The organism is Xanthobacter variabilis, assembly GCF_043831965.2.
Classification (GTDB): domain Bacteria; phylum Pseudomonadota; class Alphaproteobacteria; order Rhizobiales; family Xanthobacteraceae; genus Xanthobacter.
In genome coordinates, this window is the sequence record NZ_CM195533.1 from 2,316,033 (window position 1) to 2,329,192 (window position 13,160).

Annotated in this window: 13 protein-coding genes; 5 read left to right on the top strand and 8 right to left on the bottom strand. The window is 66.2% G+C overall.

Annotated elements, in window-relative coordinates:
• Nucleotides 1-23 precede the first annotated feature (23 nt).
• The 5 genes from msrP to V5F26_RS10005 form a co-directional block, all read right to left on the bottom strand.
• On the bottom strand, nucleotides 24-989 hold the full coding sequence (msrP, locus tag V5F26_RS09985) for a protein-methionine-sulfoxide reductase catalytic subunit MsrP (protein ID WP_394945843.1): 966 nt from the start codon (nucleotides 987-989) through the stop codon (nucleotides 24-26).
• A gap of 147 nt (nucleotides 990-1,136) precedes the next feature.
• A complete protein-coding gene (locus V5F26_RS09990; protein ID WP_234052197.1) occupies nucleotides 1,137-1,805 on the bottom strand; it encodes a DUF992 domain-containing protein in 669 nt (222 codons plus the stop codon).
• A 36-nt stretch (nucleotides 1,806-1,841) separates the two neighbouring features.
• Nucleotides 1,842-2,366 (bottom strand): DUF992 domain-containing protein, encoded by a 525-nt coding sequence (locus V5F26_RS09995; RefSeq protein WP_394059218.1) that lies wholly within the window; start codon nucleotides 2,364-2,366, stop codon nucleotides 1,842-1,844.
• A gap of 240 nt (nucleotides 2,367-2,606) precedes the next feature.
• Nucleotides 2,607-3,074, bottom strand: coding sequence for a DUF992 domain-containing protein (locus tag V5F26_RS10000; RefSeq protein ID WP_234052195.1), 468 nt, complete (start codon nucleotides 3,072-3,074; stop codon nucleotides 2,607-2,609).
• Between the two features lie 134 nt (nucleotides 3,075-3,208).
• Nucleotides 3,209-4,411: a pyridoxal phosphate-dependent aminotransferase gene (locus V5F26_RS10005; protein WP_394059222.1), complete on the bottom strand. Its 1,203-nt coding sequence runs from the start codon at nucleotides 4,409-4,411 to the stop codon at nucleotides 3,209-3,211.
• Between the two features lie 364 nt (nucleotides 4,412-4,775).
• On the opposite strand from V5F26_RS10005, the gene V5F26_RS10010 reads away from it, so the two are divergent.
• The 3 genes from V5F26_RS10010 to V5F26_RS10020 all read left to right on the top strand — a co-directional run bounded on the left by V5F26_RS10010 (nucleotide 4,776) and on the right by V5F26_RS10020 (nucleotide 7,407).
• On the top strand, nucleotides 4,776-5,423 hold the full coding sequence (locus tag V5F26_RS10010; protein WP_234052193.1) for a glutathione S-transferase family protein: 648 nt from the start codon (nucleotides 4,776-4,778) through the stop codon (nucleotides 5,421-5,423).
• A gap of 142 nt (nucleotides 5,424-5,565) precedes the next feature.
• On the top strand, nucleotides 5,566-5,976 hold the full coding sequence (locus V5F26_RS10015; RefSeq protein WP_394059224.1) for a hypothetical protein: 411 nt from the start codon (nucleotides 5,566-5,568) through the stop codon (nucleotides 5,974-5,976).
• Between the two features lie 285 nt (nucleotides 5,977-6,261).
• Nucleotides 6,262-7,407 (top strand): PQQ-dependent sugar dehydrogenase, encoded by a 1,146-nt coding sequence (locus V5F26_RS10020; RefSeq protein WP_370640731.1) that lies wholly within the window; start codon nucleotides 6,262-6,264, stop codon nucleotides 7,405-7,407.
• Here the strand turns inward: V5F26_RS10020 and V5F26_RS10025 are convergent.
• Nucleotides 7,383-7,745 (bottom strand): DMT family protein, encoded by a 363-nt coding sequence (locus V5F26_RS10025; protein WP_394945844.1) that lies wholly within the window; start codon nucleotides 7,743-7,745, stop codon nucleotides 7,383-7,385. The two genes, V5F26_RS10020 and V5F26_RS10025, sit on opposite strands and share 25 nt — an antisense overlap.
• Before the next feature lie 185 nt (nucleotides 7,746-7,930).
• Here V5F26_RS10025 and uvrB point away from each other — a divergent pair, with 185 nt between their 5' ends.
• Nucleotides 7,931-10,678, top strand: coding sequence for an excinuclease ABC subunit UvrB (uvrB, locus tag V5F26_RS10030; RefSeq protein WP_394945845.1), 2,748 nt, complete (start codon nucleotides 7,931-7,933; stop codon nucleotides 10,676-10,678).
• Between the two features lie 141 nt (nucleotides 10,679-10,819).
• Here the strand turns inward: uvrB and V5F26_RS10035 are convergent, their stop codons facing one another.
• Complete coding sequence (locus V5F26_RS10035; protein WP_394945846.1) at nucleotides 10,820-11,659, bottom strand: hypothetical protein; 840 nt, start codon at nucleotides 11,657-11,659, stop codon at nucleotides 10,820-10,822.
• 258 nt (nucleotides 11,660-11,917) lie between these two features.
• Between V5F26_RS10035 and V5F26_RS10040 the strand changes: the two genes are divergently transcribed.
• Nucleotides 11,918-12,547, top strand: a complete 630-nt coding sequence (locus V5F26_RS10040) for a trimeric intracellular cation channel family protein (protein ID WP_394059232.1) — start codon at nucleotides 11,918-11,920, stop codon at nucleotides 12,545-12,547.
• A gap of 15 nt (nucleotides 12,548-12,562) precedes the next feature.
• On the opposite strand, the gene V5F26_RS10045 is transcribed toward V5F26_RS10040, so the two are convergent.
• Entirely contained in the window at nucleotides 12,563-12,976 is a 414-nt protein-coding gene (locus V5F26_RS10045) for a DUF930 domain-containing protein (RefSeq protein WP_394059233.1), read from the bottom strand.
• Between the last annotated feature and the right edge of the window lie 184 nt (nucleotides 12,977-13,160).

Below are 13,160 nucleotides of genomic sequence, written 5' to 3' on the forward strand. Positions count from 1 at the left end.
GGGAGGGGGCGTTTCGGCGCGGCTCAATACCAGATGCGTTCCTTCTCGCGTCCCGCGTAGAGGCCGGCGACGTATTCGCCATAGCCGTTGAAGAGCTGAGTCGGGCGGCGCTCGCCGGTGGCGATGTCCTCCTCGCTCGCCTGGCTCCAGCGGGGGTGGGGCACCTTGGGGTTCACATTGGCCCAGAAACCGTATTCGGCGCCCTGCACCTCCTCCCAGAAGCTGAGCGGCTGGGTGTCGGTGAAGCTGAAACGTACGATGCCTTTGATGGATTTGAAGCCGTATTTCCAGGGCAGCGCCAGCCGCAGCGGGGCGCCGAACTGGCCGGGTGCCGGCTTGCCATAGGCCCCCGTCACCACGAAGGCGAGCTCGTTGCGCGCCTCCTCCAGCGTGATGCCTTCCACATAGGGCCAGGGATAGCGGAAATCGCGCTGGTTGGGGGCCACCTTGGGGTCGCGAAAGGCCTCCATCTTGAGGAACTTGGCGCCCGATGCGGGGCGCGCCAAGTCCACCAAGGCGGAGAGGGGAAAGCCGGTCCAGGGAATGGCCATGGACCAGGCCTCCACGCAGCGGTGGCGGTACAGGCGCTCTTCCAGCTGCACCTTTTTCAGCAGGTCGTCGATGTCGAATTCCTGCGGCCGCTCCACCATGCCGTCCAGTGCCACGCGCCAGGGGCGGCGCTGAAAGCGCGCCATGGCGGGGGCGACGTTCTTGGCATAGCTGAATTCGTAATAGTTGTTCACCGTCGAGGACTTGGCCAGCGGGGTGATCGGCCGGTCGAGGGTGTAGCGGGGATTGGTCGGGGCGGGATAAAGACCCGCGCTCGGGTCCTCCGGTTCGCCCGCCAAGGCGCTCGCGGGGGTAAGGGCGGCGGCGCCCGCCACCAGGCCGGCGCCAGCGGCCAGCAGTTCGCGGCGGTTCAGATAGACCGATTCCGGGGTGGCGGCGGCTTCGGGAAGTTCCCAGCCGCGCCGACGTCGCACCAGCATCCGCGTGCCTCCTTGGCTGTCGCGTCAGGCGGGTGGCGGCGGGTCAACCGGCCGCGGCGCCCTTTCCCGCGCTGGCGGAGGATCGGGATCCCCGGGCCTGGGCGCAAGTCACACCGGCGTGTGGCGGGTGGCGCGCGGCCTTGGCGGTCAGCGCGGCGGCGGGTCGCCTGCGACCTGCGGTGTCGAGGGTTCCAGGGTCAGGGTGGCGCCGGCGATGGAGAGGCTGAGGCCGCTGTCCGACGACACGCTCAGGGGCTGCAGCGTGACCTGCTTGGCCGGGTCCTGCGCCGCGAGCACGTTGGCGGAGAAGCCGGGGCCGAGGGAGAAGCCGGAGGTGAAGCCCACATAGGTTCCCGCCAGCGCGCCGCGCTCCAGATTCGGCGAGGTGGCGAGCACGCCCCACAGCATGCTGCCCTGGTCGGACACGCCGATGTCGAGGCCGGTGCGCACCAGGGTGCCGATATAATAGTGATTCTGGCCCATGCCGGGCCGGAACTCGCAGCGCACGCGCCGGGAGGAGCCGAAGCCGGTGGCGGTCGCCATCTCGCCCCGGCATTCCAGCAGCCCGGCCGAGACGTTGGGCATCTGCGTCCCGCCAGAGGCCGGGGCGGGGGTGGACGCCGCAGAGCCGGAGGATCCGGCGGCCGGCGGCGTCACGTTGATTTGCGGCAGCGTCAGCGTGCCGGATTGGGCGCCGCCCTGCGCGGGTGCGATGCCGAGGGCCGGGCCCGGGGCTTGGGCCCGTGCGGAAACCCCGGCGGTCGCCGTCAGCAGGGTCGTCGCCGCGGCGAGAAGAGCGGGGCGGAAGTTGGTCATATGGATCTCCTGCCCCGATCTTGCACGCCTTTCAGGTCATTTGGTGACCTTGGCCTTCTTCGGCATGGGAATGGAGACTTCTTCCAGCTTCATGTCCGCCACGCCAGCGGCGATGGTGGCGCCGGTGATGCCTTCCAGGGACAAGGGCTGCAGGGCGATGGTCTGGGTGGAACCGCCGACCAGCACGTTCACGCCGCCGCCGATGGCCCAGGCCGCATTGGCCGAAACGCCCACATACTGGCCGCTCAGGGCGCCCGCGCCCATCTCGGTGGTGGGGGCGAACACGGCCCAGGACAGGGTGTTGCCGGAGGTGATGCCGAGGTCGATGCCGAAGCGCGACACGGTGCCCTTGTAGGTGCCCTTCACAGTGTAGGGCTCAATGCGGCTGGAGCGCAGCTCGCAGGTGAGATCCCGCACCGAGCCGAGCACGTAGCCAACGGAAGGCGCAACGCTGCAGACGAGCACGCCGATCTGCACCTTAGGCGTCTCGACGGCGGCGGCAGGAGTAGCGGAAATGGCCGCGACAGCGGCGAGGCCGATCAGGCCGGACATGGTACGCATGGGATCCCCCAATGAATGCGATGGGCCGAGGAAAGGACTCCCCGCGGACACACGCAATGACCTCTTAGAACGAGATCGTGGCCGCATTTTCGCGAGGGTCCGAAAATGCGCGCACCCCCGAAAAGCTAGCGGGGGTGCGGCTTACGACAGGTTTGCCGTCGGATCTGATCTTGGCAATTCCCGGGCGCCCGCCGCCGCCGTTGCGGCCGGCGGCGAATCACTCCGGGCCTGCCGGGCCGATCAGCGCAGCGTCATGTCGGAGACGGTCAGGCCGACGTTGATGCCGGTCTGGGCCTCGACGGAGAGGGGCTGCAGGGCGATGGTGTTGTTGTTGCCACCCACCAGGGCGTTGGCACCGAGGCCGGCGCCGATGGCGGCGTTGGCGGAGGCGCCCACATAGCTGCCGCGCAGGGTCTCAGGACGGATCGAGGAGGACGGAGCGAACACGCTCCACACCAGCACGCTCGAGCCGCTCACGCCGATGTCGAGGCCGAGACGGCGGATGGTGCCCTCATAGGTGCGCACCTTGCCGTGGCGGGGCTTGAACGTGCAGCTCATGTCGCGCACCGAGCCGAGAATGAAGCTCACGTTCGGCGCGAGGGTGCACTTCAGCTGACCTACCTGCACGCGGGACTGGGCCGACGCGGGCAGGGCGCTGAGAGCGAAGAGGGCCGCGGCGGCGAGGCCGGCCTTGAAAACAGTCTTCATGATGTCGTTCCTCCTGGGGAAGCCAGCGGGTTTCAGACCCGCTCCGCACGACAGCGAAGCCATAGCGTGACTTCCTCGCCGCGCCAACGCTTCTATGGGGCGGAAGCGTGTGTTCTCCCGCCCCTGTTGCAGTCTCAGCTCAGGGCGCCGCAGAAGCGCTGGATGCGCCGGCAGGCTTCCTCAAGGTCAGAGGTGGCGGTGGCATAGGAGATGCGGAACGCCGGCCCGGTGCCGAAGGCCGAGCCATGCACCACCGCGACGCCTTCCGACTCCAGGAGCTGGGTCGCGAACACCTCGTCGGAGGTGATCTTCACGCCCGACGGCGTGGACTTGCCGATGGCGCCCGCACAGGACGGATACACGTAGAACGCGCCTTCCGGCTTGGGGCAGGTGAGGCCCTTGGTCTGGTTCAGCATGGACACCACCAGGTCGCGCCGCTCCTTGAAGACCGCATTGTTCTTCGCGATGAAGTCCTGCGGGCCGTCGAGGGCTTCCACCGCCGCCCACTGGGCGATGGAGGAGGGGTTGGAGGTGGACTGCGACTGAAGGGTGCCCATGGCCTTGATGAGGGCCTCGGGGCCGCCGGCATAGCCGATCCGCCAGCCGGTCATGCAATAGGCCTTGGACACGCCGTTGAGGGTCAGCGTGCGGTCATAGAGCTTGGGCTCGACCTGGGCCGGAGTGACGAACTTGAAGTCGTCATAGACCAGGTGCTCGTACATGTCGTCCGACAGCACCCACACGTGGGGGTGCTTCAGCAGCACGTCGGTGAGGGCCTTCAGCTCGTCATGGGTGTAGGCCGCGCCCGAGGGGTTCGAGGGCGAATTGAAGATGAACCACTTGGTCTTCGGGGTGATGGCCGCTTCCAGCACCTCGGGGCGCAGCTTGAAATTGTCTTCCAGGCGCGTTTCCGCCGGCACCGGAACGCCGCCGCAGAACTGCACGATGTCCGGATAGCTCACCCAATAGGGGGCGGGGATGATGACCTCGTCGCCGGCATCGAGGGTGGCGACCAGCGCGTTGAACAGCACCTGCTTGCCGCCGGTGCCCACCGAGATCTGCGAGGGCTTGTACTCGAGATCGTTGTCGCGCTTGAACTTGCGGGCGATGGCGGCCTTCAGCTGGGGAATGCCGTCCACAGCGGTGTACTTGGTCTCGCCGCGGCGGATGGCGGCGATGGCCGCTTCCTTGATGTTCTCGGGGGTGTCGAAATCCGGCTCGCCCGCGGACAGTGCGATGATGTCGCGTCCCGCCGCCTTCAGTTCCCGCGCCTTGTTGGAAATGGCGATGGTGGGCGAGGGGTTGATACGCTTCAGGGCGGACGAAATCAGGCTCATGGCCGGTTGCTCCGGACGCGCCCGCCCGCAGCGGCGGATCCGCGGCGGCCGCAGGGCGCAGGTTTGGCACGAATTGAGCGCGGCAGGTCAGCCGGCGCGGGCGGACACTAGTGCAGCCGCCGCGCCGGAACAAGCGACGATGATGAATGGAAGGGGCAGCCATGCGTGATGAATGGGCGCGGGCTGGTCCTGGCGGTGGCGCGCCCTTGCGCCGGGTCGCGGGCGATGCCACATCCACCCCCAAAGCATTTCTTGGCAAAAAGTCGCCGGAACGACGCGAAGAAAAGGCTTCAATGCAAAGAGGAGGCAGGTCGCGCCCGCTGGCGTGGCTCAAAATCGCCTCCATGGTACGGGGATGGGGACGGTGCTGAAGCTTTATTCCATGCAGTCGTCGGGAAATTCCTACAAGGTGCGGCTGATGCTGGCGAAGCTGGGCCTGCCGTTCCACCTTGTGGAGGTGGATATCTTTGCCGGCGAGCATCGCACCCCGGAATTCCTGGAGCTGAACCCGGAAGGTCGCGTGCCGCTGCTGGATGTGGACGGGCGCCTGCTCGCCGAGTCCAATGCGATTCTCTTCTATCTCGCTGAGGGCACCCGCTTCCTGCCCGACGACGCGTTCGAGCGGGCCGAAACCCTGCGCTGGATGTTCTTCGAGCAGAACAGCCACGAGCCCGGCATCGCCGCCGCCCGCTTCTGGCTGACCCAGGTGCGTGGCGGCCGCGAGCTGCGCACCCATGATGTGGAAAGCTGGATGGAGGACGGCTATGCCGCCCTGGCGGTGATGGAGCGGCACTTGAAACGGCACGATTTCTTCGCCGCGGACCGCCTCACCATCGCGGATCTGGCCCTTTATGCCCACACCCATGTGGCGGAGGAGGGCGAGTTCAGCCTTTCCACATTTCCGCGCGTGCGCGCGTGGCTCAGGAGAGTGGCGGCCGACCCTGACCATGTGGACATGGCCTGGCGCCCATCTGTCGCGGTAATAGAGCGGGGAGAACTCGCGCGGCCGTGAGGGGTTGCCATGATGTCGCCACCATCTACCCGGGTGCCGCCGCGGCGCAGCCATAGTCCTCGGCCACTTTCAATTGTGCCGGCGGCGCTGATTCGCCGGCCTGAACATGGCAGTGCCGTGATTCGATTGGTGTGAGAGCGTCATGCTGAAGTCCCTCGCCGCCGAAACGAGCTCCTCGACCGTCTCCCCCGCCGCGGCGGGTGCGCGCCGCGAGCTGGTGCGCGCGGAGGCGTCCTTCGATGCCTGGCCGGCCAACCCGCGCGGCTTTTCTGCCGCCGATCCCGATACGCTCGCCCGCGCCGTGCGGGCCCACAAAGCGGGCGATGCCTTCGCTCAGGCTGCGCTCACCATCGCCCTGATGTTGGCCATCGGCACGGTTGCTGTGGTGCTGTCCTCAGGCCGCGCTGCGGCGGCCGGTTTCCTGGCGGAGCGCGTGGTTGACCATGCGGCGACCTTCGCCGCGCTGGCTCTCGCGGGCGGAGCGCTTCTTTTCGCCACCCGCATGACGCTGCGCCGCGTGCGCGTGCGCGCCCGGCACCGCCATTGGAAATGAGGTGGGTCGCGCCTGGCGCGCGGGCATTAAAGGTGTGATGCGGGCGCCGGATCCTCCGGCGCCTTTTTTGTGTCCGTGGCGGCGTTGTGCCCGTACGCGCCTTGGATCAGGATGCCGCCTGTCGCTCGGGGCGGAAGATTGCCTCTCTCCGCTTCGCTGAACACGGCCCGCTGCCGGGAGGAAGCCATGCTTCACCCTCTCACCGAAAATCTGAACCGCATGCGTGAGACGGCGCGGACGGCCGTCACGCGGCGTGGCGCGGCGCTGGTTCTGGTCGCGGCCACAATGATGGCGGCGGGCATCGGCTCCGCGTGGGCGTTGCCTGAAAAGCCGGTTCGATTCGGTGGCGAGCTGGTGCGGGTGGACCCGTTCGCTTCCGGCCTGGACCACCCCTGGGGCATGGCTTTCCTGCCGGACGGGCGCCTGCTGGTCACCGAGCGGCCGGGGCGGCTGCGGGTGGTGGAGCGCAATGGCAGCGTGGGCCAACCCATCACAGGGGTGCCGGAAGTGGCGGCCGTGGGGCAGGGCGGGTTGCTGGATGTGGCGCTCGACCCCGCTTTCTTCGACAATCGTCTCATCTATCTGAGCTTCGCCGAGCGCCGGCCCGACGGGCTGGCGACAGCGGTCGCACGCGCCAGGCTGAGCCCCAATGCCGATTCTCTATCCGACCTCACGGTCATCTTCCGCCAGCAGCCGGCATGGTCGGGGGGCAACCATTTCGGCTCGCGGCTGGCCTTCGCGCCCGATGGTACCCTGTTCATCACGCTGGGTGAGCGGTTCGACCTGAGGGACAAGGCGCAGGATCTTTCCACCACCCTGGGCAAGGTCGTGCGCATCAATCCGGACGGCTCCATCCCCAAGGACAATCCGTTCGCGCGGATGACCGGCGCGAAGCCGGAAATCTATTCCTATGGCCATCGCAATGTGCAGGGCGCCGCCATTGAGCCGTCCACCGGGCGCCTCTGGACCGTGGAGCACGGCGCGCGCGGGGGCGACGAGGTGAACCGCCCGCAACCGGGCCTCAATTATGGCTGGCCCGTCATCAGCTATGGGCGCGATTATTCCGGCGCGAAGATCGGGGAGGGCACGTCCAAGATCGGCATGGAGCAGCCGCTTTTCTATTGGGATCCCTCCATCGCCCCGTCCGGTGCCGCTTTCTATGACGGAACGCTGCTGCCGGCGTTCAAGGGACACCTGTTCGTGGGTGCGCTGGCCGGTGCGGCACTGGTGGAAGTGAAGGTGCGCGACGGCGTGGTGATGGGCGAGGAGCGACTGCCCATGGGGGCGCGCATCCGTGACGTGCGCATGGGCCCCGACGGTGCGCTCTGGCTCGCCACCGATTCGTCCGAAGGCCAGATTTTGCGCGTGGTTCCCGCCACGACGCCACGGCCCGGTTCGGTGGACGATCAGAATTCGTGGAAGATAAAATAGGCGCCCGCCGCGATGAAGGCGAAGCCCACCAGGTGATTCCAGCCCAGCGGCTCCTTCAGGTAAAACACCGAGAAGCCGGCGAACACCAAGAGGGTGATGACCTCCTGCATGGTCTTGAGCTGGGCGGTGGAATAGGCCTGCGAGCCGAGCCGGTTGGCGGGGACCGCCAGGCAATATTCAAAGAAGGCGATGCTCCAGCTGGCAAGGATGGCGAGCACCAGCGGCGACGACTTGTATTTGAGATGCCCATACCAGGCGAACGTCATGAAGACGTTGGAGGCCAGTAGCAGGACAAGCGGGGCGATCTGCGGAGGCAGGACAGAGGTTAGCGCGGGCATGGGTTTCGGCTGACGGGGCTGAGCGGCGGATAGGCTCCAGCAGGCTTCACTAGAGCATTCGCAGGTACGGTTGAAACGCGCAAATGCGTGAGGTGGCGACGACGCCATGCGTTTTTCGCGGAGGGCGGCGGCCGCACCTGGCGAAGGGGCTTTTCCGGCGGCGGCGCCACGCCCATATTGGCGCCATGGCCAAAGCATCCCGCCCCGGAAAGCTCGGGGAGCGCTCCCAGCGCGCCTTCGAGCCGGCGCCCCAGCAGGCGCTCGACCCTGACCTCGCTCGCTCCCTCGGGCTGGAGCCGGGTGATCTCACCCTCGCTCCGGAATCCTCCGGCGCCTCCGCCACGGTCCAGGCGCTCAGCCGGCTGATCGAGGGCGGGCGGCCGGAGGTGGAGGGGCAGACCTGGGTGCCCCACCGCCCGCCGCGCCCGGAGAAATCGGAAGGCGGTGTTGCCTTCACCATGAAGAGTGAGTTCAAGCCCTCCGGCGACCAGCCCCAGGCCATCGCGGAATTGTGCGCCCAGGCGCAGCAGGGCGAGCGGGACCAGGTGCTGCTGGGCGTTACCGGTTCGGGCAAGACCTTCACCATGGCCAAGGTGATCGAACAGCTTCAGCGGCCCGCCATCGTGCTCGCGCCCAACAAGACGCTGGCGGCCCAGCTCTATGGCGAGTTCAAGAGCTTCTTCCCCGACAATGCGGTGGAATATTTCGTTTCCTATTACGATTATTACCAGCCGGAAGCCTATGTGCCGCGCACGGATACGTATATCGAGAAGGAGTCCTCCATCAACGAGCAGATCGACCGCATGCGCCATGCGGCGACGCGCGCGCTACTGGAGCGTGACGATGTGATCATCGTGGCGTCCGTGTCGTGCATTTACGGTATCGGCTCGGTGGAAACCTATTCGGCCATGACCTTCGACCTGAAGGTGGGCGAGCGCATCGACCAGCGCGCCCTTTTGGCTGATCTCGTGGCCCTGCAATACAAGCGCATCCAGGCCGACTTCGCGCGCGGCACCTTCCGCGTGCGCGGCGATGTGGTGGAAATCTTTCCGGCGCACTATGAGGACCGCGCCTGGCGCGTCTCTCTGTTTGGCGACGAGATCGAGAGCATCCAGGAATTCGACCCGCTCACGGGGCAGAAGAGCGGCGATATGAAGAGCGTGCGCGTCTACGCCGCCTCCCATTATGTGACGCCGCGCCCCACCCTCATCCAGGCCATCACCGGCATCAAGGCCGAGCTGAAGATGCGCCTCGAGGAGCTCTACAAGATGGGCCGCCTGCTGGAGGCCCAGCGCCTGGAGCAGCGCACGCGCTACGACCTCGAAATGATGGAGGCCACCGGCTCCTGCGCCGGCATCGAGAATTATTCGCGCTGGCTCACCGGCCGCAAGCCCGGCGAGCCGCCGCCGACTCTGTTTGAATACGTGCCGGACAACGCCATGGTTTTCATCGACGAGAGCCATGTGACGGTGCCGCAGATCGGCGCCATGTATCGCGGCGACTTCCGGCGCAAGGCGACGCTGGCGGAATACGGCTTCCGCCTGCCGAGCTGCATGGACAACCGGCCTTTGCGCTTCGAGGAATGGGAGGCCATGCGCCCCCAGACCGTCCATGTCTCCGCCACCCCCGGCCCCTGGGAGATGGACCAGACCGGCGGCGTGTTCGTGGAGCAGGTCATCCGCCCCACCGGCCTGGTCGACCCGCCGGTGGAGGTGCGTCCCGCCCGCAGCCAGGTGGATGACCTTCTGGGCGAGATCCGCGCGGCGAGCGCCAAGGGCTATCGCACCCTCGTCACCGTGCTCACCAAGCGCATGGCCGAGGATCTCACCGAATATCTGCACGAGAACGGCATCCGCGTGCGCTACATGCACTCGGACATCGACACCATCGAGCGCATCGAGATCATCCGCGACCTGCGGCTGGGGGCGTTTGACGCGCTCATCGGCATCAACCTGCTGCGCGAGGGCCTCGATATTCCCGAATGCGGGTTGGTGGCCATCCTCGACGCGGACAAGGAAGGCTTCCTGCGGTCCGAGACCTCGCTGGTGCAGACCATCGGCCGCGCGGCGCGAAACGTGGATGGCCGGGTGATCCTCTATGCGGACAACATCACCGGTTCCATGTCCCGCGCCATGGCCGAAACCACGCGCCGCCGCGAGAAGCAGATCGCCTATAATGTGGAGCATGGCATCACGCCCGAGAGCGTGAAGAAGGCCATCGGCGACATTCTCAACTCCGTCTATGAGCGCGACCACGTGCAGGTGGATACGGGGCTGATGGAGGAGGGGGCCGCCTTCGGCCACAACCTCAAGGCCGTCATCGCCGACCTGGAAAAGAAGATGCGCGCCGCCGCCGCCGATCTCGATTTCGAGACGGCCGCCCGCATGCGCGACGAAATCCGCCGCCTGGAGGCCACCGAGCTGGCGGTGGCGGACGACCCCATGGCGCGGCAGGAGGCGGTGGAGGACAAGTCCGGCGGCTTCCGGGGGCCGCGCAAATATGGCCGGGCCGCTAACATGCCGCCGGAGAGCGGCAAGGCCGCCGGGAAGGCTCCGGCGGGGCGTGGCGCGTCCGCGCGCGAGCGGAGCGCGAAGGCGGCGGAAACGCCGTTGCCGCCGGCGCAGGAGCCGGTTGCGGCTGCTCCAATCAGTGGGCAATCCGGCGCAGGGGCGCCCGCCAAGGCGCCGTCCACCGCGCCGGCAAGGGCGCCGGCAAGGGCGAAGACGGATCTTGAGGCGGCGCTCGAAGGGCTGGCCGAGAAGCCGGTGCCTTACAAGGCCCCCCGTGCCTCCCGCGCCCACAAGCCGTCCCTCGACGACATGGGCCCCGGTACCGATCGCGCCGTTCCCCTCGCCGAGGACGCGTTCCGCCCCGGCCCCCGGCCGGACCTCGGCACGAAGGGCTATCGCAAGGGCGGTCGGCGGAAAGGCTAGGGCGGGAAGGCTCGTGAGCTCGACTCTCGAGCCTTCGCTCAAGCCGCGAAGGAGGTGACAGGCCTCCTCTTCGAGGTGGATGCTTTAGTCATCGGCTCGCCCCACGCTGGCGCTCAGAGGGGGAGCTGGGGGCTGCGGCCATCAAAACGTGACGTTCAGCGTGATGCCGCTTCTGTCGACCAGGTCCCTTTGCTCTCGGAGCGGAACGGTATCGTAGAGCGCGGGCACGCATTCGACAACGTTCTCGATCAGGTCCAGCGGTTTTACTTTCTCCGCCTTGAGGCTGCCAAGCTCATTGTCGCTCAATACGAGTTGAACGATGCCGACGCGGTATCGTTCGGCATAATACATCATTCCTTTCGGCATTGCTTCTCCATCATTGGAGACTCTGTAGCAGAACCAGGATCTGTTGCTAAATCGCTTGTGTGAGATGGCTTCAAAAATGAATTGCTGCCAATTGTCGGCACTCAATTTCACCTCGCACGAGGCCAAATCGATGTCGACCGCTCCGAAAAGCTCGACGCGATCAGCGCCGATGATGTCGGGATTGCCCCATTTCCCTCCACTTTTTAGATTTGACATATCCTTGGATTTATATCCCTTCTGCTGGAGCCAAAGCTCCACCAGTGGGTATAAATCTTTTTCGCGGACATCAATCTCTTGTCCTTTTTCTAGCTTTACCACCTCTTTCTCGGGAATGTCGCATGTCTCGCCTTCCGGGGGTAAGGGTTCATACCAATATCCGCGGTGCGGGCCTCCGCTTTTGATCCCGGAATTCGCGTCGCTGTTGGCGGCGGTGCTGATGTAGGACAGGATGGTCCCATCCGTCGCATCGACGCTCAGCTCATTTGCCTCAATCTTTTTTCGAATGTGTTTGATAATGTCTGAGCTGTGCTGAGTTTTTTCGGGGCCATTGCACTTTTTTCCATTCAGGTATTCTTCAACTGCGCGAACTATGGTGTCGTAAGTTGAGCTTGCCACGGGCCTCATCCCTTATTTTGAAATCGTTGTGTCAATGTGCGGACGGTAGGGATGTATGTAGCTTGTCGCGTCGCGGTTGTGCTCGCAAGGCTGTTGAGGCGGGGGGTATGCCCGGGCCATTGGATGCGGGGCTGAGGTCCGCGCGATGCGTAATCCGCGAGCGACGGCTCGCCAAGCCCCGCGAATGCGGTGGTTGGTGAGGTCCGCCCAGGATGTGTTACCTCTGGGTGTCGCAGTCGCCATAACGGGGGGCGAGGCATGGAAACGACGCTCTTCTTTAAGGCGATCTATATCGTCGCCATCGTCGCGGAAGCCATGACGGCGGCGCTGGCGGCCGGGCGGCGGGAGATGGACTGGGTGGGCGTGTGCCTGCTGGGTTCAGTCACGGCGCTGGGCGGGGGCTCGGTGCGCGATGTGCTGCTGGGGCGCCATCCCTTGACCTGGATCGAGCATCCCTCCTACCTGCTCATCACGTGCGCGGCGGCGCTCGGCACCATCGGCATCGCGCGCTACATGCACCATTTGCGGCACATGTTCCTGTTTCTCGATGCGGTGGGTCTTGTCGTGTTCACCATCATCGGCTGCAACATCGCCATGGGGCTCGGCATGCCGGTGGTGGTGGTCATCGCCTCGGGCATGATCACCGGTTGCGTCGGCGGTGTGCTGCGCGACGTTTTGTGCGCGGATGTGCCTCTGCTGTTCCGCGCCGAGCTCTACGGCACCGTTTCCATCGTCACCGGAGGGCTTTACGTGGCCGGGGCGCAGCTCGGCGTGTCCCATGATCTGCTGATGATCGGGGCCATGCTGGTGGGGCTGGGCCTGCGCCTTTTGGCCCTGCACTATGGCTGGCGCATGCCCAGGTTCGTCTACACGAACGACCTGCACTGACCATGCGCGGGCGGCTCAGGGCACCAGGTAATGGGCGGACCAGTCCGCCCGCGGCACCTCGTGGCCGAGCACGTAGCTGAATTCCTTGATGTCCATTCCGTCGGCGGAGGTGCGGCAGCGGTAGGAGAGACGGTACCAGTGGCCAGAGCTGCGCACGGCGGCGCCGGGGGCCACGATGTTGTCCGCGCCCACCTTGGTGTCCGCGAAGGCGTAGGCGACCAGCTCGTCCGGGCGCATGTCGTGATGCTCGCGGCTGATCACCCCCATGGCGCGCGCATTGCAGCGCTGTTCGACGCGGGCGGCGGGGGCAAGATGCAGGATCATCTGATCGCGCTTGGGCGTGGTCGCCGAGGCGGGCCCCATGCCGGCAAGGCTCGTAGACAGGATGAGGGCAGTCGCCGCCGCGACATGACGATGGCTGGTCTTCAAGGGATGTCGTCCTCGCTGGGGAGCCGGTCAGGCAGGCCGACTTAAGTCGAATCTGTGGCGAGGATGAGGACAGGCGCGGTTCCGTCGAGCGCCTCGGTGAATGAACGCGTCTGGCGCCCGCGGGCCGCACTCTGCTATGGTTCGATATATACCAACACGATACAGCGCCATGGGCGGCCTGCGC